The 22,740-nt window shown below is 64.4% G+C and carries 23 protein-coding genes; 8 read left to right on the top strand and 15 right to left on the bottom strand.

Annotation, left to right across the window (positions count from 1 at the left end; all coding sequences use genetic code 11):
- Positions 1-6 precede the first annotated feature (6 nt).
- The gene (locus C8J98_RS02770) at positions 7-1,221 is read left to right on the top strand and encodes an FtsX-like permease family protein (RefSeq protein WP_107911131.1); all 1,215 of its coding nucleotides are present in this window, start codon (positions 7-9) and stop codon (positions 1,219-1,221) included.
- Positions 1,222-1,265: 44 nt separating this feature from the next.
- Here C8J98_RS02770 and C8J98_RS02775 read toward each other — a convergent pair whose 3' ends face one another.
- The 3 genes from C8J98_RS02775 to C8J98_RS02785 all read right to left on the bottom strand — a co-directional run bounded on the left by C8J98_RS02775 (position 1,266) and on the right by C8J98_RS02785 (position 4,891).
- On the bottom strand, positions 1,266-2,756 hold the full coding sequence (locus C8J98_RS02775) for an N-acetylmuramoyl-L-alanine amidase (RefSeq protein ID WP_107910662.1): 1,491 nt from the start codon (positions 2,754-2,756) through the stop codon (positions 1,266-1,268).
- Between the two features lie 204 nt (positions 2,757-2,960).
- Complete coding sequence (locus tag C8J98_RS02780) at positions 2,961-4,463, bottom strand: YifB family Mg chelatase-like AAA ATPase (protein WP_107910664.1); 1,503 nt, start codon at positions 4,461-4,463, stop codon at positions 2,961-2,963.
- 173 nt (positions 4,464-4,636) lie between these two features.
- Entirely contained in the window at positions 4,637-4,891 is a 255-nt protein-coding gene (locus C8J98_RS02785) for an accessory factor UbiK family protein (protein WP_046981909.1), read from the bottom strand.
- Between the two features lie 176 nt (positions 4,892-5,067).
- Here C8J98_RS02785 and glnK point away from each other — a divergent pair, with 176 nt between their 5' ends.
- Entirely contained in the window at positions 5,068-5,406 is a 339-nt protein-coding gene (glnK, locus tag C8J98_RS02790; RefSeq protein ID WP_107910666.1) for a P-II family nitrogen regulator, read from the top strand.
- A gap of 20 nt (positions 5,407-5,426) precedes the next feature.
- Here glnK and C8J98_RS02795 read toward each other — a convergent pair whose 3' ends face one another.
- Positions 5,427-5,957 carry a DUF1453 domain-containing protein gene (locus tag C8J98_RS02795; RefSeq protein WP_107910668.1) on the bottom strand — a complete coding sequence of 177 codons (531 nt, stop codon included), beginning with the start codon at positions 5,955-5,957 and terminating at the stop codon, positions 5,427-5,429.
- 211 nt (positions 5,958-6,168) lie between these two features.
- Positions 6,169-6,903: a 2,3-diphosphoglycerate-dependent phosphoglycerate mutase gene (gpmA, locus tag C8J98_RS02800; protein ID WP_107910670.1), complete on the bottom strand. Its 735-nt coding sequence runs from the start codon at positions 6,901-6,903 to the stop codon at positions 6,169-6,171.
- 154 nt (positions 6,904-7,057) lie between these two features.
- On the opposite strand from gpmA, the gene C8J98_RS02805 reads away from it, so the two are divergent.
- On the top strand, positions 7,058-7,711 hold the full coding sequence (locus tag C8J98_RS02805; RefSeq protein ID WP_107911133.1) for a hypothetical protein: 654 nt from the start codon (positions 7,058-7,060) through the stop codon (positions 7,709-7,711).
- 137 nt (positions 7,712-7,848) lie between these two features.
- On the opposite strand, the gene hemF is transcribed toward C8J98_RS02805, so the two are convergent.
- Positions 7,849-8,751, bottom strand: coding sequence for an oxygen-dependent coproporphyrinogen oxidase (gene hemF, locus C8J98_RS02810; RefSeq protein WP_107910672.1), 903 nt, complete (start codon positions 8,749-8,751; stop codon positions 7,849-7,851).
- Positions 8,752-8,845: 94 nt separating this feature from the next.
- Positions 8,846-9,550 carry a YdcF family protein gene (locus tag C8J98_RS02815; protein WP_107910674.1) on the bottom strand — a complete coding sequence of 235 codons (705 nt, stop codon included), beginning with the start codon at positions 9,548-9,550 and terminating at the stop codon, positions 8,846-8,848.
- Positions 9,551-9,668: 118 nt separating this feature from the next.
- Between C8J98_RS02815 and C8J98_RS02820 the strand changes: the two genes are divergently transcribed.
- The 4 genes from C8J98_RS02820 to C8J98_RS02835 are packed head-to-tail and all read left to right on the top strand — an operon-like array spanning position 9,669 to position 14,055.
- Positions 9,669-10,871 carry a beta-ketoacyl-[acyl-carrier-protein] synthase family protein gene (locus C8J98_RS02820; protein WP_233260077.1) on the top strand — a complete coding sequence of 401 codons (1,203 nt, stop codon included), beginning with the start codon at positions 9,669-9,671 and terminating at the stop codon, positions 10,869-10,871.
- The gene (locus tag C8J98_RS02825) at positions 10,868-11,668 is read left to right on the top strand and encodes a beta-ketoacyl synthase chain length factor (RefSeq protein WP_107910678.1); all 801 of its coding nucleotides are present in this window, start codon (positions 10,868-10,870) and stop codon (positions 11,666-11,668) included. Before C8J98_RS02820 ends, C8J98_RS02825 begins: the two co-directional genes overlap by 4 nt.
- Positions 11,665-12,441 carry a glycosyltransferase family 2 protein gene (locus C8J98_RS02830; protein ID WP_107910680.1) on the top strand — a complete coding sequence of 259 codons (777 nt, stop codon included), beginning with the start codon at positions 11,665-11,667 and terminating at the stop codon, positions 12,439-12,441. Before C8J98_RS02825 ends, C8J98_RS02830 begins: the two co-directional genes overlap by 4 nt.
- Before the next feature lie 15 nt (positions 12,442-12,456).
- On the top strand, positions 12,457-14,055 hold the full coding sequence (locus C8J98_RS02835; RefSeq protein WP_107910681.1) for a tryptophan 7-halogenase: 1,599 nt from the start codon (positions 12,457-12,459) through the stop codon (positions 14,053-14,055).
- Between the two features lie 117 nt (positions 14,056-14,172).
- Here C8J98_RS02835 and C8J98_RS02840 read toward each other — a convergent pair whose 3' ends face one another.
- The 4 genes from C8J98_RS02840 to C8J98_RS02855 all read right to left on the bottom strand — a co-directional run bounded on the left by C8J98_RS02840 (position 14,173) and on the right by C8J98_RS02855 (position 16,344).
- Positions 14,173-14,607: a phosphotransferase gene (locus tag C8J98_RS02840; protein ID WP_107910683.1), complete on the bottom strand. Its 435-nt coding sequence runs from the start codon at positions 14,605-14,607 to the stop codon at positions 14,173-14,175.
- 76 nt (positions 14,608-14,683) lie between these two features.
- Positions 14,684-15,637 carry an acyltransferase gene (locus C8J98_RS02845; RefSeq protein WP_107910685.1) on the bottom strand — a complete coding sequence of 318 codons (954 nt, stop codon included), beginning with the start codon at positions 15,635-15,637 and terminating at the stop codon, positions 14,684-14,686.
- A complete protein-coding gene (locus tag C8J98_RS02850) occupies positions 15,634-15,948 on the bottom strand; it encodes a hydroxymyristoyl-ACP dehydratase (RefSeq protein ID WP_233260078.1) in 315 nt (104 codons plus the stop codon). The genes C8J98_RS02845 and C8J98_RS02850 overlap by 4 nt, the downstream gene beginning before the upstream one ends.
- A 102-nt stretch (positions 15,949-16,050) precedes the next feature.
- On the bottom strand, positions 16,051-16,344 hold the full coding sequence (locus C8J98_RS02855) for a phosphopantetheine-binding protein (protein WP_255417712.1): 294 nt from the start codon (positions 16,342-16,344) through the stop codon (positions 16,051-16,053).
- A 155-nt stretch (positions 16,345-16,499) separates the two neighbouring features.
- On the opposite strand from C8J98_RS02855, the gene C8J98_RS02860 reads away from it, so the two are divergent.
- The gene (locus C8J98_RS02860) at positions 16,500-17,486 is read left to right on the top strand and encodes a pteridine-dependent deoxygenase (RefSeq protein WP_107910689.1); all 987 of its coding nucleotides are present in this window, start codon (positions 16,500-16,502) and stop codon (positions 17,484-17,486) included.
- A gap of 27 nt (positions 17,487-17,513) precedes the next feature.
- Here the strand turns inward: C8J98_RS02860 and glmU are convergent, their stop codons facing one another.
- The 4 genes from glmU to atpD all read right to left on the bottom strand — a co-directional run bounded on the left by glmU (position 17,514) and on the right by atpD (position 22,726).
- The gene (gene glmU, locus C8J98_RS02865) at positions 17,514-18,893 is read right to left on the bottom strand and encodes a bifunctional UDP-N-acetylglucosamine diphosphorylase/glucosamine-1-phosphate N-acetyltransferase GlmU (RefSeq protein WP_107910697.1); all 1,380 of its coding nucleotides are present in this window, start codon (positions 18,891-18,893) and stop codon (positions 17,514-17,516) included.
- Between the two features lie 67 nt (positions 18,894-18,960).
- Complete coding sequence (locus tag C8J98_RS02870; protein WP_158272577.1) at positions 18,961-20,037, bottom strand: DUF748 domain-containing protein; 1,077 nt, start codon at positions 20,035-20,037, stop codon at positions 18,961-18,963.
- A gap of 809 nt (positions 20,038-20,846) precedes the next feature.
- Positions 20,847-21,272: a F0F1 ATP synthase subunit epsilon gene (locus C8J98_RS02875; protein WP_107910701.1), complete on the bottom strand. Its 426-nt coding sequence runs from the start codon at positions 21,270-21,272 to the stop codon at positions 20,847-20,849.
- Positions 21,273-21,313: 41 nt separating this feature from the next.
- Positions 21,314-22,726 carry a F0F1 ATP synthase subunit beta gene (gene atpD / locus C8J98_RS02880; protein ID WP_107911137.1) on the bottom strand — a complete coding sequence of 471 codons (1,413 nt, stop codon included), beginning with the start codon at positions 22,724-22,726 and terminating at the stop codon, positions 21,314-21,316.
- Positions 22,727-22,740: the final 14 nt, after the last annotated feature.

A 22,740-nucleotide genomic window follows, 5' to 3' on the forward strand; every position in this document is an offset into this window, starting at 1 on the left:
GCCGACCTGCAGATCCAGCCCGTCCTTGCCGCATTGCGCAAGCACCGCATCGCCACCATCGTGATCGCGCTCGAGATCGCCCTGGCATGCGCCGTGCTGTGCAACGCATGCTTTCTTATCGCGGGCCGCGTGCAAGCCATGCATGTGCAGAGCGGTGTCGACGAACAGGCGCTGGGCACGATCAAGCTGGAAGGTTTCGATCCCGAGCAGGCGAACGACCTCGATGCACGAGTGATGGCCGGCCTGCGAGCAGTGGCCGGCGTGCAGTCCGTGAGTGCCGTCGGCGCCGTTCCTTTCGGCGAGGCCAGTGTCATCGCGGGCGTCCATCTCGACGCGGCCGGCCAGCAGTTCGGCGGCGTCGTGGACTTTTATGTCACTGGGCCCGGCGCCGCCAATGCGATGGGTATCCGTCTCCTGTCCGGGCGCATGCCAGCGCCAGACGAATACATGTCGGTAACGCAGTTCGTGCCAAAGGAAGCTCCGGTCCTGATCACCCAGGTCCTGGCGAAGCACTTCTGGCCGGACGAAAATCCGCTCGGCAAGACGATATGGTCCATGGACACCCACTTCCGCGTAATCGGCGTCGTCGATCACCTGACCGTCCCACAGCCCGGTTCCGGCGAGGAGAAGGATGCGGACTGGTCGATCGTGGTGCCCGCCATGCCTGGCCCTCAGTTCGCCGGAAAATATCTGTTGCGAGCGAACCCCGACGATCTCCCGCGCGTCATGCGCGATGCCAGGACGGCCGCCCTCAAGATCGCTCCGGACGCCGTCCTCGACCTTGATCAAAGCAGGACCATCGGTGAGCTTCGCGAGAAGTTTTTCCTCAATGACCGGGTCATGACGGGATTGCTTATCGCCGTCATCGTGGCGCTTCTCGGCACGACGGCCCTGGGCATCGTCGGGCTGGCGAGCTTCTGGGTGGCGCAACGTCGAAGGCAGATAGGCGTGCGGCGTGCGCTGGGTGCAACGCGGAAGGATGTCCTGCGTTATTTTCAGATCGAGAACTTCCTTATCGTGACGATCGGAATCGTCCTCGGGATGGCTCTCGCTTACGGAATCAACCTGGCCCTTATGAATATCTACGAGCTGCCGAGGCTGCCTGCATGGTATCTGCCGATCGGCGCCATGGCTCTGTGGGTTCTGGGTCAACTGGCCGTGCTGGCACCGGCGATGCGAGCGGCAGCGGTCCCGCCGGTGGTGGCCATGCGCTCCTCCTAGCGGTTGCAGGACAGACGTCCCTGCAACCGCAGTCCCTCATCCACTTACGCCGGGCGGCTTGATTTAGGTTTGCAGGTCATCGTCACCGCCGTCTTCGCCTTGATGCCATCCGCATCAATAAATGACGCGCTCCACTTGATCGTAAACGGGTGATCTTTCACAGCCGTGCAGCCGTAGTCGATCGTCAGTGGCACGGCGGGATCTTTGAATCGCCCATATCGTGGCGTGCAGACGAACACTACGTCCGCCTTGTACTGCGCTCCCGACACCAGATTCACTTCTGGATGAGTAACCGTGAACTCCTCACATCCGCGACCCTCGCGAAACATGCGATATCCCTTTTCAAGACCTCGCATCGCCAGGTCACGGAAAACGTAGCTTCCGATTGCTGCGGCGTCTTCCTTGTTGGAATGAAAACCAATCTCCGCGACGATACTTGGCATAGTCGCGTACGTGTTCTCTCCGTACCGACCGATACTCGGCTCGGATGCAACAGGAAATGCATCAAAAGCGGCATTGGACTTCAAACTCTCTTTGATATAGCAGAGACCCACCGTCGCAAGGCGCTCATCTACGTCCCGACCTTTCGTGTAGAAGATTCGGATGCCCCTGGTGTTCGGGTTCTCGGTCGCGTTTGTATGAAGATGAATGGCAGCGTCTACACCGAGATGGTTTGCGTAGAGCGGACGACTTCTGATGTCCTGCTCGTACTCCTCCATGTCGCCGCCTTTACCGGGTTTACTGTTCCAGATTTCAGGAGCGTTCGGAAGCATATTTTCGAGGAAGTAGCGGCTTGCCATGTCCGTCCACGGCTTACCGCTTTCAGCATGCCTGTCTCGCGCCTGGGACCGAGCCCTGAATACCTCTTCTCCGGCACGAGAGCCGAGATAGCTATCCAGCGATGCGGCAAATGCCGGTGTAGCGAAATCCTCGGTTATTCCGTTAACTAGCGACCTTTGCGTAGTCCATCCGAACTTCTTGTGGAAATAGTAGCCATGACCCGCCGAGACAAGCACGCGGCCTTTTCCGGCGTCGGCCCGATGAAATAGTGTCTGGCGCTGCGACATCTCAGCCTGTTCTTTGAGTCCTTTCTCGTAAGGGAAGTAGTCGAGGATGTCCCTCCCCTCGAAGGTGAAGTCCACGCCTCGAAGCGGCCCGATCTTGTCCATATACACGTACACCGTGGTGGCCAAGGCATTGATGCGATCTTCGAAGTCGCCTCCGTAATAGGTAGGCACGTAACCCTTACCAAGCTCCACCAACAACTCGTCGCCGGAATCGTTGAAGGACACGTCTCCGACCACAATGATCGGTGCCTGTCCAGGCACTCGCTCCTGTACATCCACATGGGCCTGTAGCAATCCTCGTAGCACGGGCTCGAGCGATTTGCGCTGCTCGGCCGAGAGCTTGGTCGAATCTTTCGCCACCTCTGCGCCGACTTCCGCGGCATGGGAATGTTCGAGGTTCGAAATGAAAGCTGTTGTGGAAAGGATGGCCGCGCGTAGTACTCGCACGTGCACGAATGCGAAATTCATCTTTTTCTCCGATAAAGGGAACGAGTCCGCTGCACATCGATCAACGATGCACAGTCATCGTCCGTTCTTTCGAAGGGGCACCACAGTCACCAGGGCCTTGCGTGTCGCGTAGGGTACTAAAGCGGCACGCTCACGTGCTCACTGTCAGCATGTCGGGATAAAAAACTACTGCTTTCGTGGCGCGTAATAACACTTGCGAAAAGATCAAAACCGCCGGTAATGCAACGCCTCGGCAAGATGATGCTGCTCCACACACCCCGCCCCACCTTCAAGGTCGGCAATGGTGCGCGCTACGCGAAGCACACGATGGTACGCACGCGCGGATGCACCGAGCTTCTCGACAGCCCCTTCGAGCCATTCACGCTCGGCCTGCGGTAGCGCGCAGTCGCGTTCGAGGTTGACCACACTCAGTTCGGAGTTCGGTTGGCCGGCGCGAAGCAGTGCCTTCTCACGCGCGTTGATGACGCGGCGACGAACGGTGGTGCTGTCGTCGTCGTGCGGACCACGAGGCGCCGTCAGATCGGAGATCGGTACGCGGGGTACTTCGACACACAGGTCGATGCGATCGAGAAGCGGGCCGGAAATGCGTGCGCGATAACGATGAATCTGGTCAGGCGTACATCGACAGTCGTGAGTCGGATCGCCGGCGTAGCCACACGGACACGGATTCATCGCGGCGACCAGTTGGAACTCCGCCGGGAAGGTGGACTGGCGTGCGGCGCGCGAGATAACGATCTGTCCGGACTCGAGCGGCTCGCGCAACACTTCGAGCACGTGGCGACTGAACTCGGGAAGCTCGTCGAGGAAGAGGACGCCGTTATGTGCCAGCGAAATCTCACCCGGTCGCGGCGTCGAGCCCCCGCCGACAAGCGCGACGCCTGACGCCGTGTGGTGCGGCGCGCGGAACGGACGGCGGCGCCAGGATTGCGGGTCGATGGCTTCGCTGGAGAGCGAGCGGATGGCACAGCTCTCCAGCGCTTCGGATTCGGTCATCGGTGGCAGGATGCCCGGCAGGCGTTCGGCGAGCATGGTCTTGCCGGTGCCCGGCGGACCGATCATCAGCAGGTGGTGCCCTCCCGCCGCGGCGATTTCCAGGGCGCGCCGCGCCTGGTACTGGCCGCGCACGTCTCGCATGTCCGGCCCGCACGTCGGCAGGTCGTAAAAGTCGGTTGCCGCCGCCGGAGCGCCCAGGGTGCCATGCCCGCCCAGCCAGGCGCAGACCTCCGCCAGGCTGTCGGCGAGCAGTACATCGGCTTCGCCGACCAGCGCCGCTTCCGCCGCGTTGGCACGAGGAACGACGATGCGCCGACCGCAGCGGCGCGCGCGAATCAGGGCGGGGAGAATGCCGGGAACGGCGCGCAGTTCACCCGACAGCGCCAGCTCACCGAGGAACTCACAGTCGTCGAGCCGCTCGCGAGGGACCTGCGAGCCTGCGGCGAGAATGCCCAGGGCAATGGCGAGGTCGAACCGGCCGCCGTCCTTCGGCAGTTCGGCGGGCGCCAGGTTTACGGTGACGCGGCGATTGGGGTATTCGAAGGCGGTGTTCTGGATGGCGACACGGACACGATCACGCGCTTCGCGCACCGCCGAATCGGGCAGTCCAACGATGGACGTGGAAGGCAGGCCGCCGGACAGATGCACCTCGACGACGACCTGCGGCGCGGTGACACCTTCCTGCGCCCGCGAGAGGGTGACGGCGAGGCTCATGACGAGGGATATCGTAACCGGTAACGGATCCCATACGGCGGCGAACTACCGTGATCCTGTAGGGATCGGGCTCGCATACGCACTCCTTGCGTCGACTGGGAAAATAACCGCCCCCGACCGCTCTCGGGGTGAGGGTGACGGATCGGGGGCGGTCCCGGGACGTTTGGCCGTCCTTATTGGCCAGGAGCCGCAGCGCTGACTTCCAGGTCGGCGAGGCGCTTTTCCAAAACTTCGAGCCGTTCGCGCGTCCGCGCTAGAACCTGGCTCTGAACATCGAATTCTTCTCGAGTAACGAGATCGAGGCGGCGTAGTCCCTGCGCCAGAATATCTTTGAAGTTGGCGTGCATATCCTCACGCGCTTGCGCCAACCCTGGCGGAACCAACGATGCCAACCGCTGTGCGAGTTGATCGATACCCTGCACATCCATCTTGCGCACCCCGATGTCGTGAATGAAGTTTAGGTGATTGGTTTGTAGGCGCTATAGGCCTACGCCTACACGTAGTGTAGGGTTTTTCCTACAAACGCCCCAGAAGACGCCCCGGGAGCCGGATGGCACAATGGCTGTCCGCGCGCCGGCAAGCGGCTGCGCCCTAGGAGTGATACATGAAGCTGGTGGTCGCCATCATCAAGCCTTTCAAGCTGGACGACGTCCGCGAGGCCCTCGCCGAGGTCGGCGTCCAGGGCGTTACCGTGACCGAAGTGAAGGGTTTTGGCCGGCAGAAGGGCCATACCGAGCTCTATCGCGGCGCGGAGTACGTCGTCGACTTCCTGCCCAAGATCAAACTGGAAGTGGCTGTGGCCGACGACCAGATCGAACGCGTGGTCGAGGCGATCCAGGTCGCCGCCCGCACTGGCAAGATCGGCGACGGCAAGATTTTCGTCAGCTCGCTGGAGCAGGTGGTCCGCATCCGCACCGGCGAACTGGACAACGACGCCCTCTGAGCGAGGGCGCCCCGGCTGGCTCAGGCTGCCTGGGCCAGCCGCTTGTGGCGACGATGGTGGAACAGCACGCCCGCGTAGTAAGCCATGTAGTAGCCGATGGTCAGACCGATCACCAGCATGGTCAGCGGACTGTTGCCCGGCGCCGGCGTATGGGCCGGCACGGCAGCCGTCCCGTCGCTGAACATCGGCGCCAGCACCAGGAAGCGCCAGGCCATGCGGCCGAGCAACAGGGCCGTGAGTGCGGCACCGATCCAGGGATTGGGCACATAGAAGTCGGCGCCTTCGGCGTTCGACTCGAAACGGGTCAGGCGCAGGCCGACGAGGGCCAATGCGGCGCCGGCGACGAGCCCGCCCAGTGCGCCTTCGGCCAGGCGGACGTCCTGCAGACCGGAGGTCAGCGTCAGACAGGCGATGACCGCGAAGATCGCGACGCGGATGCTCATGCGTTTTGTGCGGATCGGCTGACGACCGAAGCTGCCGCGGACACGGCGATAGACGGCGAAGGCCATCAGCGGAGCGACGATGAACGGGACGACGGTCGGAGCCAGCATGGCGTAGGTCTCGGTGGGTGGCGGTGTGAGGCTACGTTAACGTCATGGCGCGGGGCGTTCGAGGGCTGACTGACAGGTGTTGGGGGTGACGGGTGTCACCCCCTCCCTCTGGGGCCGTGGGGAATGCCGCTTCGCCGCTTCGTTGGCTTTTCGCCGATGAATCGGCTCCCACATTGTCCTTTTCGCCGATGAATCGGCTCCCACATTCTTTTTATTTGGCCTTGCCCTGGTTGGCGACGGCGGCCATTTTGGCCTCGATCTCGGCCTGGTCGCCCAGGTAGTAGTGCTTTACCGGGTTGAGGTCGGCGTCGAACTCGTATACCAGCGGGATGCCGTTGGGGATGTTGAGCTCGGCGATGTCGTCGTCCGAAATGCCGTCGAAGTACTTCACCAGGGCGCGCATCGAATTGCCGTGGGCGGCCATCAACACGTTGTTGCCCGCGCGGATGGCCGGAGCCAGCACGTCATGCCAGTAGGGCAGCACGCGGGCGACGGTGTCCTTCAGGCACTCGGTCAGGGGTACGTCGATGCCCTTGTAGCGGTCGTCGTCAGCGAACGAGGTCGCACCTGCCTCGAGGGCCGGTGGCGGGGTGTCATAGCTGCGACGCCAGACGTGAACCTGTTCGTTGCCGTACTTCGCCGCCGTCTCGGCCTTGTTGAGGCCGGTCAGGGCGCCGTAGTGGCGCTCGTTGAGGCGCCAGTCGGTGACGACCGGGATCCACATCAGGTCCATCTCGTCCTGTACATGCCACAGGGTGCGCACGGCACGCTTGAGGTACGAGGTGTGGGCCAGGTTGAAGGTGAAACCGGCTTCCTTGAGCAGGCGACCGGCTTCGCGGGCCTCGGCTACGCCCTGCTCGCTGAGGTCGACATCGGCCCAGCCGCTGAAGCGGTTTTCGAGGTTCCAGGCCGACTGGCCGTGGCGGATCATGACGAGCTTGTACATGGCGTCCAACGATGGGGAGGAAAAATCCCATGGTGAAACCTGACCCCGGGGCAGTCAACTTGGCGGTTCAGGTGCCCATGTCATCAGTCACGCTAAACCTTGCGGCCAGCAGGTGCATCCTAGGAGTCCTAGTCCACCCGTGGAGCAGCACACCATGCGTCGTACCCTGATCTCGCTTCTCATCGCCCTTTCCGTATCCGGTGCCGCCCTTGCCAGCGACGACGACGTCAGCAAGGTCAACGGCACGGCCCAGGTCGAGGCCGGCCAGCACGCGGGCGACGTCCACACCGTCAACGGCTCGGTCCGCATCGGCGATAACGCCGTGGTGCAGAAGGCCAGCACGGTCAATGGCGCCGTGGAACTGGGCAAGGGCGCCACCGCGACCATCGTCAAATCGGTCAACGGCGGCCTGACCCTGCACGACAACGCGCGTGTCTCGGAGGAAGTGACCACGGTAAACGGGCGCGTCCTGCTGGAGCGCGGCGTCGACGTGAAGGGCCAGCTGACGAACGTCAACGGCGAGATCTCGCTCGAAGGCGCTCACGTCGGCGGCGGCATCGAAACGACGAACGCGGATATCACCATCGGCGAAGGCTCGAAGGTCGAAGGCGGCCTGCTGGTGAAGAAGCCCTCGATGAGCTTCTTCAGCAGCAACGACCGGGTCCCGAAGATCGTGATCGGTCCGCACGCCGTGGTGCAGGGCACCCTCTCCTTCCAGCGCGATGTCGAGCTCTATGTCAGCGATTCGGCCACGGTCGGCAAGATCGAGGGTGCGACGGCGAAGAAGTTCTCCGGCAACGCTCCGTAAAACACCTGGGCAATTTCTGTAGGAGCCGATTCATCGGCGATCCCGCGGCAGCGGGCCAGGGTGCCGCAAGCACCCATCGCCGATGAATCGGCTCCTACCGAGCGTGCGGATGCGTCCGCGACCGCCTGAGATGGGCGTTACACCCAGTCGCGGGGCTTGAGGTATTCGGCGAGCCTTGCCTCGGGGCTGTCCGCTTCGGGCGTGAAGCCATATTCGAAGCGGACGCGCGGCGGCAGGCTCATCAGGATCGACTCGGTGCGGCCACCCGATTGCAGGCCGAACAGCGTGCCGCGGTCGTAGACGAGGTTGAACTCCACGTAGCGCCCACGCCGGTAGAGCTGGAACTCGCGCTCGCGCTCGCCGTAGGGCGTGTCGCGGCGACGCTCGACGATCGGCAGGTAGGCGTCGAGGAAACCCTCGCCGACATCGCGCATGAAGTTCAGGCAGCGGTCGAAACCGCCTTCGTTCTGGTCGTCGTAGAAGAGACCGCCGACGCCACGCGTTTCACCCCGGTGCTTGAGATAAAAGTACTCATCGCACCAGCGCTTGTAGCGATCGTAGACATCGTCCCCGTAGGGTTCGCACAGATCCCTGGCGACGGTGTGCCAATGTCGCACGTCGTCGTCAAAGGGGTAGTACGGCGTGAGGTCGAAGCCGCCGCCAAACCACCAGACCGGTTCAACACCTTCCTTCGACGCCTCGAAGTAACGCACGTTCGCGTGCGTGGTCGGGATGTATGGGTTGCGCGGGTGCAGCACCAGCGACACGCCGGTGGCGATGAAACTGCCGCCGACCAGATCCGGGCGGTGTGCTGTCGCGCTGGGAGGCAAAGGTGAGCCCGAGACACGCGAAAAATTGACCCCGGCCTGCTCGAAGACACCGCCCTCGCGCAGCACCCGGGTGCGTCCACCGCCGCCGGCCGGTCGCGTCCAGGCGTCTTCCTCGAACCTCGCCTTGCCGTCGATCGCTTCGATGGCGGTACAGATACGGTCCTGCAGACCGCGCAGGAACGACTCGGCAAGATTGGCTTGTTCGGACATGGGAGCGAGCATCCTCTCGGGGTATCGATGAGACAGAGCTTAGCAAGACGCTCGGGATCCCCTCTGCGACACGCCGCCGCGCGCTGCCGACAGCTCAGGAAATGCGGGCCGCCATGCGGTGGTTGCCGATCAGCGCCGCCCACCGCATGCCCGTATCGATCCACATCAGGTAGCCGGCCTCCATCAGCATGCGCAGCACGTAGCGGCGGTTCACCGGCAGGCGCTCCTCCGCACCGATGGGCGAGGCATCGAAGCCCAGGCGACGGGCAAGGTACATGCAACGCGCCAGGTGATAGCGGCTGGTCACCAGGCTAACCGGCGGCAAGACGGCACCGGCGCGGTCCCTGAGCAACTCGCGGGCGTGGCGAAGGTTTTCCAGCGAGTCGATCGACATCTGCTCGAGCAGCAGCGGAACGTCGCCAGGCCACCCCTCCGCGACGAGCCATCGCCGCCCCGCCTCGGCCTCGCTGACGGACCCGCCACTGAGGCCACCAAGCAGAAGCACCCGGTCAGCGCGACCGGCCAGCGCGTTATCGCGGCCGCGTATCAGCCGGCCGACGAAGTCATGCTCCGGGCGATCGTCGACAAGGCGACGGCCGAAGATCAACAACGTGTCGCGGCGGGCGGCCATGACCGGGCTGTGCCGCGCCAGTCGCCAGACCCGCACCGCATGCACGACATACAACAGACCCAGGCTGCCGACAAACGCGATCGCCGTCACCAGGGCGGCGAGCAGGATGTCGCGATCGCTGAGGTATCGCCAGACGCCTCGGCGCAGGGGCTTGAGTAAACCGGACATGGGGAAGGCCCGCGGGAAGACCCGCAGTCTGTGCCATTCGCTCGCGCGGGTGCAATCGGCTGAACCGGGGCCCGGCGTTCACGAGACGCTATCAGGCAAAAAGGATAGGCTCGCGCGTATGCCCCATCCCATGTCGCCTCTTTCCATTCGCGCGTATACCGCGACCTCTGCCCTCGGTCGCGGCCTCGATGCCCATGCCGATGCCCTGCTTGCCTCACGTGGCGGCCTCACCCCGAACGACTTCAGCTCGGCCTCGCTGGATTGCTGGATCGGCCGCGTGGCCGGCCTCGAAGATGAGCCGCTACCGCCTGAACTCGCCGAATGGGAGTGCCGCAATAACCGCTTGGCCTGGCTGGCCCTGCGCCAGGACCATTTCATCGACGCCGTGCGCGATGCGCGCGAACGCTATGGTGCCTCTCGCGTGGCGGTACTGCTCGGCACATCCACCTCGAGCATCGGTGCCACCGAGGAAGGTTACCGCCGTCTCGACCATGGCCGCATGCCGGAAGACCTTCACCGCCCCGTCCTGCACACGCCGCATTCGCTCGCCGGCTTCGTCGCCGCCGTGTTCGATCTCGAAGGTCCCTGCCTGACCGTCGCCACGGCGTGCTCGTCGAGTGCGAAGGTCTTCGGCAATGCCGAGCGCATGATCCGCCTCGGGCTGATAGACGCGGCCGTGGTCGGTGGCACCGACACGCTGTGCGACAGCGTGCTGTTCGGCTTCAACTCGCTCGAACTGGTTTCAGGCGAGCCCTGCCGTCCCTTCGATGCGAACCGAAGTGGCATCTCGATCGGCGAAGCCGCCGGTTTCGCCTTGCTCGAACGCGCGACCGAAAGCACGTCCGGCCCGCTGCTGATCGGCTATGGCGAAGCGAGCGACGCTCACCACATGTCCACGCCGCATCCTGAAGGTCTCGGTGCGGAGATCGCCCTGCGCGACGCCCTCGCCCGCGCGGGCGTCGAAGCCGGCGATGTCGACTACATCAACCTGCATGGCACCGCGAGCCAGAAGAACGACGAGGTGGAAGCCGCACTCGTCGCGCGTAATTTCCCCGCGAGCACGCGCGCCAGCTCGACCAAGGGCTTCACCGGCCACACGCTCGGCGCTGCCGGCATCCTCGAGGCGGTGATCACCTTGCTCACCATGCGCGACGGGCGCATCCCGGGCAACCTCGGCACGACGACCCCGGATCCCCTATGCGGTCCGCAGATGGCCTGGACGGGCGAACAAGGCAACGTACGTATCGCCCTGAGCAACTCGTTTGGTTTTGGTGGCAACAATGCCTGCCTGGCATTCGCTCACGAGGGAGAACCCGCATGAGCGCCGCCCTGACTGTCTGGGTAAAAGGTATCGGCGTGTGGGCGCCGGGTGCCGCCGACTGGGATGCGTTTTGCGAGATCGCCGCCGGTCGCGCGGGGGCCGCCGCCGAGGCCCGTCCGATGGCCGACGTGCTCCCGCCCAACGAGCGCCGACGCGCGCCGGAGAGCGTGCTGCTCGCTGCCGCCGTCGCCGGTCAGGCGGTCCGAATGAGCGGCGTCGATGCAGCCACGCTGCCCTGCGTCTTCGCTTCCGCGCATGGCGACCAGACCATTACCGACTACATGTGCGCAACGCTCGCCGGCACACCGACCGAATTGTCCCCGACGAAGTTCCATAACTCGGTGCACAACGCACCGGCCGGCTACTGGACCATCGCCACGCACTGCCATGCGAGTTCCAGCGCCGTTTCCGGCGGCGAAACTACGTTTGGCGCCGGGTTACTTGAAGCGGCGACGCTCGCCGTCGCCGACGACCGCGACGTTCTACTGGCCAGCTATGACATTGCCGGGGCGGGACCGCTGGGCGAGATGACCGCGACCACCGGACCGTTTGCCGTCGCCCTGGTCTTGTCGCCCCATGCGGACGCGGCCGCCATACGCCTCGATGTCACGCCGGCACCGGGAAATAGCGGTAGCCAGCCAACCGGCAACGCCTGGCTGGATGATGTGGCCGCAAGCAATCCCTCGGCGCAGGCCATTCCCCTGGTGCATGCCCTTGCCCTGGCGCGCACCACCGCGCTGCGTATTCCTGCGGCCCATGAACTCGATCTCCATGTCGATGTGGGGGTGGACACGTGAATGCGAGCGTCGAACGATGCTGCATCCTGATCCCCTGCCTCAACGAGGAAGGAGCCATCGGCCGCGTGGTGGGCGAAGCGCTGGCGCTGGGGCTTCCGGTCATCGTCGTCGACGACGGCTCGGACGACCGCACGCCCGATATCGTGGGCGCCCTTCCCGTCACCCTGCTTCGCCACCCCACACGACGTGGCAAGGGCGAAGCCTTGCGCAGCGGTTTCCGCGAAGTGTTGCGCCAGGGATTTGATGCCGTGGTCACCATGGATGGCGATGGCCAGCACCTCGCCTCCGACATTCCGGCCATCCTCGCCGCGAGCCAGGAGCATCCCGGCTGCATTGTCATCGGCGCACGGATCCTCGACCGCGACCAGCAACCGCCCGGTCGCCGCCGTGCCAACGCCGTCGCCGACTGGGGCATCTCCTGTGCATGCGCACAACCCATCGCGGATACGCAGAGCGGCCAGCGCCTTTACCCGCGCGCCGTGCTCGACCTGGTCGACATTCCTGCGGAGCACTTTGTCTTCGAAGCCGCATTACTGATCACCGCCTGTCGCGAACGCGGCACCCGCGTCGTCTCGGTGCCGATCGCCTCGCGGTACCATGGCGACTTCAGGGTCAGCCATTTCAATCCCGTTCGCGATGTCACCCGGATCACGGTCTACACCGTCGGCAGGGTCTTCCACTACGGAAACTTCCTGGCCAGTTACCGACGCTCACGCAGTGAGCCAACCATCATCGGTGCCACCGAATCGATCGAACCAGGCATCGCACACTGACACCCGAGGTGGAACATGGACCGTAAGCCGCACGACGCCGTCATCCTGGGAGGAGGCCTTGCCGGGCTCTCGCTCGCCATGCAGCTCAAGGGCGAATACCCGGACATGGACATCGTGGTGCTCGAGCGGCAAGCGCGTCCGTTGCCTGCGGCGGCACACAAGGTGGGTGAGTCAACCGTGGAGATCGCGGCGCACTACTTCGCCGACACGCTCGGCCTTCGCGACCATCTTGAAAGCTCGCATATCCGCAAGTTCGGCTTCCGCTTCTTTTTCTCCGAAGGCCAGGATGACCTGGCTGACGTGACGGAACTGGGCGTCAGCGCGGTGCTGCCGACGCCGAGCTATCAGATCGATCGCGGCATCCTCGAAAACTATCTCGGCGACGAGGCGCGTCGGCGTGGTATCGATTTTCGCGACGGCGTTACCGTTCGCGGCTTCGACATCGGCGCAGGCGAGGCGCCACATACGGTTCGGGCAAGCGCAGCGGACGGCAGCGACCTGGTGCTGCACGCGCGTTGGCTGCTCGACGCTTCGGGCCGCGCCGGCATGATCCGACGTAAGTTCGATTTCACGCGCGACAACGGCCATCACGTCAATGCCGTGTGGTTCCGGATCGATGACCGGCTGGAGATCGACGGCTGGTGCGACGACGCGGAGTGGAAGGAGCGCTGTCGGCCGCCCGAACGCTGGCGTTCGACCAATCATCTGTGCGGACCAGGGTATTGGGTGTGGTTGATCCCCCTTTCCTCAGGTGCGCATTCGGTGGGTATCGTCGCCGACGCGGCCATGCACCCGATTGAAGGCATGAAGACCTTCGACCTTGCGGTCGACTGGTTGGAGAAACACCAGCCGCTGGTCGCCCGCCAGGTGATCGAGCGGCGCGAAAAGCTGCTGGACTTCGCCTTCTTCCGGAACTTCTCGTACAGCTGTTCACGAATGTTCTCTTCCGACCGCTGGGCCCTGACGGGTGAAGCCGGTGCCTTTCTCGATCCCTTCTATTCGCCCGGCAGCGATTTCATCGCCATCGCCAATACGTACATCACGCTACTGATCGGCCATGATCGCCGCGGTGAGAACGTGGCACCGCATGCTCGCCTCTACGAGCGGCTGTTCTTCTCGTTTTACGAAGGCACGCTGAAGATGTATCGCGGGCAGTACAACCTCTTCGGTGACGCCGAAGTGCTACCGATCAAGGTGATCTGGGATTACGCGTATTACTGGGGAGTACTCTGCCAGATCGTGTTCCAGAAGCGGCTGGGCGACAGCGCCTTCATCGCCAGGATGAGCAACGAGCTGATTGCCGCCACCGATCTGAACACGAAGATGCAGGCTTTTTTCCAGTCCTGGCACACCGTTTCGAACGGTCGAAATCCAAAGGTCATGCTCGACCAGCGCGATCTTGCCTGGTTTGCCGACATGAATAGCACCCTGCACGACGTGATGGACGACGACACGCTGGCAGAGCGACTGCGTGGCACCGTCAGGATGATGCGACTGCTGGCGGCAAGCATTGTCGAGCGCGCCGCGGACGATCACCCGTCGCTGCGCGAGGTGGCTGGGGAGCTGCTCGACATTGAAGGCGAACGTACGGAGCTGTTCGCACGGGTGGCCTGAGTCGCGGGTTCTGAGACGACGGCGACGCAGACTGCTCTGGTCGGCCCGGAGGGGGCGGTCAGGCTCCTCATCAGTCCCCTTTCAGGTACCCCTCCGGGCCGACGGCTATGCGGGTGGTCACATCTTCGGGTGAATGACGGCCGCGCGACCCGAGGCGATTTCGACGCCTTCATGCTCGATCTGGAACGTGTACTGCGCGCCGGTATCGTCGGCGATCAGGCACTGCGCGCGCACGTGCAGCGTACCTGGCAGCGTGTCCACGCGGTCGGTAGCCAGCTTGACACCGCGAAGGCTAACCAGCATCCCCGGGCGTGGTTCCGTCTCACCCCGCTCGCGCGCGCGTAACGCACCGTGTACGGCCATCGCCTGCGCTCCGTACTCAGCCAGGTGTACGGCATGCAGCCCATGCTCACCACGCAGTGGATGCGTGTCGAGTACATGGCTGACGCTCGTCGCATGGATGGACGTGTCGTCCCAGACGACAACGCCATCGAGAAGACACATGTCGCCGGCGTGCGGAATGAGATCGATGAAGTCAGTCTTGGCGAGCATGCGGGGCCATGAGGATCGAGAGGCAGAAATGGAAGGCGGGGTCGTCTGTGTCGCCAACGCTTTCGCGTCATCGGGCTCAGACCTCTGAGTGGCCGGACACGTGAGCGGCAGCAGCGCCGGCAGGTTCGTCAGCAGCGCCGGTTTCTTGCCAGAAGTCGTAGAAATTGAACCAGTTGAAGGGATAGACGCGCGCATAGTGCTCAACACGCACGGCGAAGCGTCCGATCACGGCGTCAAGTTCAGGCTTGCGATTGGCCCGCGGAATGTCGATGCCGTCGGAGAACGCTTCGAAAATCAGCTTGTAGCGATTGCCGCCGAGATAGATACCCATGCACAGCACGACGGGAATCTTCAGCGCAGAAGCCAGCAACCATGGCCCGGCAGGAAAGGGCGCCGGCGTACCGAGGAACGGAACCATGCGTGTGGTCTCGTTCTGGTGGCCACGATCGGCGAGCAAGGCCACCATGCCGCCTCGTTGCGCGCTTTCGGCCATCGCCAGGGCGACCGAAGTGCCACCGAGTGCCGCGTCGATCACCGCGGCGCCAACGTCCGGCGCAAGCGCCTCGAGCATGGCCGTGAGCGCGGGGGTCTTCTGTTTGTCCAGCACCACGCGCAGCGGCACGTCGGGACGGCGGCCGCTGAGAGCCCGAAGCGCCTCGAAGCTGCCCTGGTGAGAGCCGATCAGCAGCACACCCTGGCGCGCATCGAGATAGCGGTCGAGGATGGCCAGGCCTTCGACATCGACGACGAAGTCGCGCTCGCCATGGGCGAGGAAGAACATGCGATCGAGCAACGTCGCCGCGAACATGTGGATGTGATGGAAGACATCCCGGGATGTGATCGGTCGATGCAGGACGCGCGCAAGGTAACGGCGCGAGGCGTCACGCTCGTCGGCGCGACGCAGGAAAAAATAAAACGCGATGGGATAAAGCAGGATGCGTGCGACGTCGCGCCCGAGCCGCATGGCGATCGTCCGGATCACCCAGATGGCGAAATGCCCGCCGCCTTCGCGCTGCTTCCAGTGGCTCATGCTTCCGCTTCCAGGGTGCCGCGCAGAAGGGTGTCGGCGCCGCGACGAACGGTAAAGCGATAGCGCGCGTCGGCCAGGGCGAGGAGCTCCAGCTCGGCGTCTTCGCCGGGCAGCAGGGGTGCGAGAAACTTCGCGTCGACGACCTGGCGCACGCCCAGGCCGCACCACTCACGCAGCGCTTCCGCGGCCTGCTCGATCAGGAGCACGCCGGCGACGATGGGCTGCCCCGGAAAGTGACCGGCAAAGCTGGGGTGCGCGGCATCGAAATGCAGCGGGCGGACGTAGGGCGCGATGTTGGCGGTGTCGGTCAACGGCTGGCTCCGGGCCTTGGGAGGAACGGCGACGCGTCGGTCGTCGCCCCGGGATCTGCGCGCAGCAGAACACGGCGGGGGCGAGTACGACCTGAACGACCGTCAGGCCGCGGCGCGATGCTGTTCGACGTGCTCGGAGAGCGACCGAAGGTTTGTGAAGATAGTGCGATTGTCCGGGTTGTCGGACTTCAGCTGGAAGCCGTAACGCTTGGACACGGCAAGCGCGATTTCGAGGGCGTCGATCGAGTCCAGGCCGAGGTCGCCGCCGAAAAGGGGCGCCTCGGGATCGATGTCGGCCGGCTTCACCGACTCGAGGTTGAGGCTCGTGACAATCAGTTCTGCCAGTTCTTTCTGTGCTTCGGTTTGCGTTGCCATGTGGTCTTTCCAGGTCTCGATATACCTGCCTCCCCCCGGATGGCAGCGACCATGGACTTTAACACAGGGGCCTCGCCGGACCCGTGGGTCCGTTCAGCGTCCGGAAGCCATCCTCACCCACACGCCGCGCTGACAACGGAACGATATGATGGCTTCGACGACTACCGGAATGCCCGATGCCCCCAGGCAGTGAAATGCGCGAGCGCTCGCCGCTTACCGCCCCTCCCGCTCCGTTGGTGAGCTACCAGGCCACGTCCGCGGCGCTATCGCCGCAAACCCTCGCCGCCTTTGGATTCGGCCGAGACGCCGTCCATCACGATGATCCTCGCTGGCTGCGCGTGGCGCTTGAACCACTGGGCCAGGGCCTGGCCGAGGTGTGGGAGGTCGGCGCCGAGGTAGCCAGCGGGCGCGACGGCGACCTTCGGTGGTCACGGGGGGGCGGCTGGCTGTTCGCCGCTGTCGAGTGCAGGGAAGATGACCACGGCGGTACCGAAGCAGCGGCGGACTATGCCTACGGCCTGCTGTCGCGTCTCCTGGCGGCAAGCAATGAGCGCCATGTGCAGCGCATCTGGAACTACCTTGCGGCCATCAACGAGGGCACGGGTGACGACGAACGCTACAAGCACTTCTGCACCGGCCGCATCCGTGGCATGGGTGACGTCTTCGCCCAGGGCTTCCCCGCAGCCACGGCGATCGGCCATCACGCGGAACCGGGCCTGCTGCAGGTGTACCTGCTTGCCACCGACCGGCCGGGGACGAAGGTAGAGAATCCGCGTCAGGTCAGCGCCTGGCGTTATCCGCGCCAGTACGGCCGCACCCCGCCGAGCTTCGCCCGCGCGACGCTGCTCCCGGCCGACGACGTGCTGGCGATTTCCGGTACGGCGGCGGTCGTCGGCCATGCGTCAGCGCATGCCGGCGACATCGCGGCGCAGTTGGGCGAGACCTTGCGCAACCTCGATACCCTGCTCGAAGCCGGCGGCCTACCCTCCGGGTTCGATCACCTCGCGCCGCTGAAGATCTACGTGCGGCATCCGCACGACGAGGCCGTGGTTCGCGCCTTCGCCGCCAGACATCTTCCGGATGCGCCACTGCTTCTGGTCCACGGCGACATTTGCCGAGCCGAGTTACTCGTCGAAATCGACGGCTGGCGCTATCGCGCCTGATCTGCTGCTCGTATCAGGCGGCTCTAATCAAGGTTTCTTCGTCGGCCGCTGCCAGCCTTCGATAGCCGTCTGCCGGGCCCGTGAAATGGTCAGCGTATCCGCCGGCGCGTCCCTGGTGATCACCGAACCCGCGCCAATCGTGGCCCCCTCGTGCAGGGTCACGGGTGCGACCAGCGAGCTGTTCGAGCCGACGAATACTCGGTCGCCGATGGTGGTGCGACTCTTGTTCACGCCGTCGTAGTTGCAGGTGATGGTGCCTGCGCCGATGTTCACCTTGCTGCCGATCACTGTGTCGCCCAGATAACTCAGGTGGTTGGCCTTCGACCCTTCGGCGATCACCGCGTTCTTCGTCTCCACGAAGTTACCGATGTGCACACCGGCCGCGAGGTCCGTTCCCGGACGCAAACGGGCGAACGGACCGATCGTGCAGGGCCCATGCGTCACGACGCCATCGAGATCGCAATGCGCGAGCACGATGGTCCCCGCCGCGAGGGTCGCGTTGCGGATGCGCGTGAAGGGTCCGATGCGCACCTCGTCGCCCAGCGACACTTCGCCCTCGAGGATCACGTTGACGTCGATCTCGACGTCGCGCCCCGCGGTGACCTTGCCGCGCACGTCGAGCCTTGCCGGATCGGCGAGACGCACACCGGCGAGTGCGAGTTCGCGCGCCATGCGCTCGCGATAGAGCGCTTCCAGCCCGGCCAACTGCCAGGGATCGTTCGCACCGGATGCCTCCACCGGATCGCAATCCACGCATGCCGCGGGCGCGCGCTCGGTCGCGGCCATTTCGAATACGTCTGTCAGGTAATACTCGCCTTGTGCGTTGCTGTTACCGAGGCGCTGCGTCCATGCCAACAGGCGCGCGGCATCACCGCCGACGATGCCCGTGTTGACCAGGTCAATGGCGCGCTGTGCGGCGCTCGCATCCTTCTCTTCAACGATGTGGCGCACGTTGCCTGCCGCATCGAGGACGACACGCCCGTAGCCCCGTGGATCCGCAAGCCGCGTGGCCAGCATGGCAAGACCTTCGCCGGCGCGCGCAAGCGCGGCCAGGGTTTCCCCACGGATCAGGGGCACGTCGCCGTAGAGGATCAGCACGCGTCCCTCCAGCTTGCCGGCGGCCTGCAGGGCTTCGAGCGCGGTGCGCACCGCGTGACCCGTGCCCAGGCGTTCACGCTGCTCGATCCAGCCCAGCGAGGCATCCGCAGCGTATGCCGCGCGGACCTGTTCACCATGGTGACCATAGACGACGTGCACGCCCGTGGGCTCGAGCGAACGCGCCGCATCGATCACGTGGGAGAGCAATGGCCGACCGGCCAGAGGCATGAGCACCTTGGCTGACGCGGACTTCATCCGCTTGCCTTCACCCGCGGCGAGAATCAGGACATGAAGGGGCGTAGCGGTCATGGGGGTCTTGCCTGGCGAGAAGGACAGGGCCGCACTGTCGCGCGTTTTTTCTCCCCTGCCAAGTCGGCTACTTGTTGTCCGGCCGATGGGTGAGGTGTTCGAGATTGGGCTTATAGGCCTCGACAAACGCATTGTGCAGAATGCCGATGATCGCGTCCGAAGCGGACATGTTCTTGTCGCCGATGGTGCCGGAAATGGCCACGCGCGTCGCGAACTGGTCTTTCGACTGGTTCTTGAAGACCTTGGTGACGCCTTCGGCCAGGGCTTCGTACGCCAGCTTGACCGGCCCCTTGTGATCCTGCTCGGCGTCCTGTTTCCAGCTGAATATCTGCAAGCCGTGGAAAAGCGGCTTGGCATAGCCGTTGAGCTTGCGATCCTTCGCTTGCAGCTCCATGACGAAGTCGCCTTCACCGCCGGCGAAGTCGAGGCCGGAGTAGGCCCGCGCGAGATCGTTCGCCTTGACCAGCTTGATGTTGCGGATGCTCAGCTCGTAGTGGAAGTCACCCAGGCGCTCGAGCGGGTCGAACTCCGCGGTCGTCTCCAGCGGTGCGTCGCCGAGCACTTTGGCCGTGGCGTGCATATGGGCCACGCGAGACCCGCCGACGCGCTGCACGTTGGTCAGGTTGGTGGCAGTGCCGTTGACCTCGGTCATCTTGAGGTCAACCTTCGGGCTTGAGACGAAGTTGTGGAAGGTCACGGTGCCATTGTAGACATTGACCTCTTCCAGACGTGTCGGGACGAGCGCCTTCAAAGGCGTGCGCCAATCGACGCCCTTGCCGGTCTGCGTGTCGCCCTCGCCCTTGCCGTCCACGAAGTTAACCACGGGGTCGAAAAAGTCGATCTTGCCGCGGAGCCGCCCTTTGACCAGTGCGGTGTAGCTCAGTGAGATCTCCGCGCGTGCCGTGTCGAACAGCGGCACGGGAAGCTTGCCGTCGGTCTTGGTAACGGACAGGCGGTTGATCGTATACGCGCCGCGCCAAAGGTGGATATCAATGTCGACGATGTGGCCCGAGTAGTTGCCCATCTTCGCCAGGCGGCCGTTGAGGTAGTTGAGGACCACGTACGGGAGGACGATCCGCGCGACGATCAGCACGACGGCGACGACGCCGATGATCCAGAGGCTGCGGCGGTAACGGATGTGCATGGGCGGGGGTACCGGGGGACGACCGGGGCAGTGTGGCGTGTTCAGGATCACAGGCACATGAAGGCCGACGGCTTCCAGACCAGGCATTCTTTGGCACCTCGCACCTCGCACCTCGCCCATGGCTCGCCTTCGGCCTTGCGGGCTCGGCTTCGCCGTCGCTCGCTACACTTGGGCGTCTCGCGGGGGAGACCTTGGTGCCCACCCTCGCTGCTCAGACAGTCCTCCGCGTTCGGATCGGAAGGCCGCTCACGCGGCCCATGTGTCTATCTGACCTACGGCCGCTCACTTGTGCGGAACTCGCCTCGAGGGTGGACACCAAGGTCTCTCACGACGATACGGTTGGGTGGGAGGAGAGCCGTGGCGTGGTGCCGTCGTCGGCCCCGGCCGCTCGCGGAACTCCTGGCCCATGCGAAAGCGATGGCTGGTACGCGTGCCGATCACGTTCCCCCGCGCCTTTGCCTGCGTGCCTGCGGACGATGCTGCCACGCGCTTTGGCTCGACCCACGCGAACCTCAGGGTCCGGGAGAGCCTTCGGTGCCCACCCTCGAGGCGAGTTCCGCACAAGTGGAGCGGCCGTAGGCCAATAAGAACACGGGCCGCGCAGCGGCCTTTCCGGTACGAAACGCGGAGGACTGTCTGAGCAGCGAGGGTGGGCACCGAAGGCTCTGCGCCGCTACGTCACCGAAGGCTCTGCGCCGCGACGCCCGCAATTCCGCGATGAATAAAAGAAAACCGGCGCAGTGGGCGCCGGTTTCATTTGAAGAGCATCGCCGATGAATCGGCTCCTACAGGGATACAGGGGGTTGCTGTCAGTGCTTGAGGGTCTTGCGCATGCGCTCGAGGGCCTGGAGCTGGGCCAGGGCCTCGGCCAGCTTGGCCTGGGCTTCGGCGACATCCAGCGTCTCGCCACGATTGGCCAGCGCGGCTTCGGCTTCGTCCTTCGCCTTCAGCGCGGCGGCCTCGTCGAGGTCGGCCGCGCGGGCGGCCGTATCGGCGAGGATCGTCACGACCTGCGGCTGCACCTCGAGGATGCCGCCAGAGACGTAGAACTGCTGGCGCTCGCCGTTGGCACCGACCACGTCCACGTGGCCCGGCTTGAGGCGGGTGATCAGCGGCGCGTGACGCGGCGCGATGCCCAGTTCGCCGAGTTCACCGGTGGCGACCACGAGCGTGGCTTCACCGGAGTAGATCTCAGCTTCGGCGCTGACGATGTCGACGCGAATGGTGTGGGTCATGGACTTTTTCTTCCTAGGTAAGGAGTGGGGAAAGAAGGCGCTTACGCGGCCTTCTTCGCACCCATTTCCTCGCCCTTCTTGATGGCTTCGTCGATGCCGCCGACCATGTAGAAGGCCTGCTCCGGCAGATAGTCGAGCTCGCCGTCGAGGATCATCTTGAAGCCGCGGATCGTGTCCTTCAGGGCGACGTACTTGCCCGGCGAGCCGGTGAAGACTTCAGCCACGTGGAACGGCTGCGAGAAGAAGCGCTCGATCTTGCGGGCGCGCGATACCGAAGCCTTGTCTTCCGGGGACAGCTCGTCCATGCCGAGGATGGCGATGATGTCCTTCAGTTCCTTGTAGCGCTGCAGGGTGCCCTGCACGCGACGGGCGATGTCGTAGTGCTCCTGGCCAATCACCGCGGCGTCGAGCTGACGGCTGCTGGAAGCGAGCGGATCGACGGCCGGGTAGATACCCAGCGAGGCGATGTCGCGGCTCAGCGTGACCGTTGCGTCGAGATGCGCAAACGTGGTTGCCGGCGACGGATCGGTAAGGTCATCCGCGGGGACGTAGACGGCCTGGATCGAGGTGATCGAGCCCGTCTTGGTCGAGGTGATGCGCTCCTGGAGCACGCCCATCTCTTCGGCCAGCGTCGGCTGGTAACCCACGGCCGACGGCATACGGCCGAGCAGCGCGGACACTTCGGTACCGGCCAGCGTGTAACGGTAGATGTTGTCGACGAAGAGCAGGACGTCCTTGCCCTTACCGGTCTCGTCCTTCTCGTCACGGAAGTACTCGGCCATGGTCAGGCCGGTCAGCGCGACGCGCAGGCGGTTACCCGGCGGCTCGTTCATCTGGCCGTAAACCATCGCGACCTTGTCGAGGACGTTGGAGTCCTTCATCTCGTGATAGAAGTCGTTGCCTTCACGCGTACGCTCACCCACGCCGGCGAACACGGACAGACCCGCGTGTGCCTTGGCGATGTTATTGATGAGCTCCATCATGTTGACGGTCTTGCCGACGCCGGCGCCGCCGAACAGGCCGACCTTGCCGCCCTTGGCGAACGGGCACATCAGGTCGATGACCTTGATGCCGGTTTCAAGCAGTTCGTTGCCGGCTGCCTGTTCGTCGTAAGCCGGGGCTTCGCGGTGGATGACCCACTGTTCGGTCTCCCCGATCGGGCCGGCTTCGTCGATCGGGCGACCGAGCACATCCATGATGCGGCCGAGCGTGGCCGTGCCGACCGGCACCTTGATGCCTTCGCCGGTGTTGCGGGCGATCAGGTTGCGGCGCAGGCCGTCGGTGGAACCGAGCGCGATGGTGCGCACGATGCCGTCACCGAGCTGCTGCTGCACTTCGAGGGTGATCTCGGTGCCGTCGACCTTCAGTGCGTCGTAAATCTCCGGCACCTGGTCGCGCGCGAATTCGACGTCGACGACCGCGCCGATGATCTGAACAACTTTGCCCTGGCTCATGGAATGCTCCGGAT

Source organism: Luteibacter sp. OK325 (genome assembly GCF_003050935.1).
GTDB lineage: Bacteria > Pseudomonadota > Gammaproteobacteria > Xanthomonadales > Rhodanobacteraceae > Luteibacter.

What these genes read in the sequence shown, in the direction of transcription:
- C8J98_RS02775 (WP_107910662.1), bottom strand. Translation starts at nt 2,756, where the DNA reads ATGAATTTCGCATTCGTGCACGTGCGAGTACTACGCGCGGCCATCCTT.
- C8J98_RS02780 (WP_107910664.1), bottom strand. Translation starts at nt 4,463, where the DNA reads ATGAGCCTCGCCGTCACCCTCTCGCGGGCGCAGGAAGGTGTCACCGCG.
- C8J98_RS02785 (WP_046981909.1), bottom strand. Translation starts at nt 4,891, where the DNA reads ATGGATGTGCAGGGTATCGATCAACTCGCACAGCGGTTGGCATCGTTG.
- glnK (WP_107910666.1), top strand. Translation starts at nt 5,068, where the DNA reads ATGAAGCTGGTGGTCGCCATCATCAAGCCTTTCAAGCTGGACGACGTC.
- C8J98_RS02795 (WP_107910668.1), bottom strand. Translation starts at nt 5,957, where the DNA reads ATGCTGGCTCCGACCGTCGTCCCGTTCATCGTCGCTCCGCTGATGGCC.
- gpmA (WP_107910670.1), bottom strand. Translation starts at nt 6,903, where the DNA reads ATGTACAAGCTCGTCATGATCCGCCACGGCCAGTCGGCCTGGAACCTC.
- C8J98_RS02805 (WP_107911133.1), top strand. Translation starts at nt 7,058, where the DNA reads ATGCGTCGTACCCTGATCTCGCTTCTCATCGCCCTTTCCGTATCCGGT.
- hemF (WP_107910672.1), bottom strand. Translation starts at nt 8,751, where the DNA reads ATGTCCGAACAAGCCAATCTTGCCGAGTCGTTCCTGCGCGGTCTGCAG.
- C8J98_RS02815 (WP_107910674.1), bottom strand. Translation starts at nt 9,550, where the DNA reads ATGTCCGGTTTACTCAAGCCCCTGCGCCGAGGCGTCTGGCGATACCTC.
- C8J98_RS02820 (WP_233260077.1), top strand. Translation starts at nt 9,669, where the DNA reads ATGCCCCATCCCATGTCGCCTCTTTCCATTCGCGCGTATACCGCGACC.
- C8J98_RS02825 (WP_107910678.1), top strand. Translation starts at nt 10,868, where the DNA reads ATGAGCGCCGCCCTGACTGTCTGGGTAAAAGGTATCGGCGTGTGGGCG.
- C8J98_RS02835 (WP_107910681.1), top strand. Translation starts at nt 12,457, where the DNA reads ATGGACCGTAAGCCGCACGACGCCGTCATCCTGGGAGGAGGCCTTGCC.
- C8J98_RS02840 (WP_107910683.1), bottom strand. Translation starts at nt 14,607, where the DNA reads ATGCTCGCCAAGACTGACTTCATCGATCTCATTCCGCACGCCGGCGAC.
- C8J98_RS02845 (WP_107910685.1), bottom strand. Translation starts at nt 15,637, where the DNA reads ATGAGCCACTGGAAGCAGCGCGAAGGCGGCGGGCATTTCGCCATCTGG.
- C8J98_RS02860 (WP_107910689.1), top strand. Translation starts at nt 16,500, where the DNA reads ATGCCCCCAGGCAGTGAAATGCGCGAGCGCTCGCCGCTTACCGCCCCT.
- glmU (WP_107910697.1), bottom strand. Translation starts at nt 18,893, where the DNA reads ATGACCGCTACGCCCCTTCATGTCCTGATTCTCGCCGCGGGTGAAGGC.
- C8J98_RS02870 (WP_158272577.1), bottom strand. Translation starts at nt 20,037, where the DNA reads ATGCACATCCGTTACCGCCGCAGCCTCTGGATCATCGGCGTCGTCGCC.
- C8J98_RS02875 (WP_107910701.1), bottom strand. Translation starts at nt 21,272, where the DNA reads ATGACCCACACCATTCGCGTCGACATCGTCAGCGCCGAAGCTGAGATC.
- atpD (WP_107911137.1), bottom strand. Translation starts at nt 22,726, where the DNA reads ATGAGCCAGGGCAAAGTTGTTCAGATCATCGGCGCGGTCGTCGACGTC.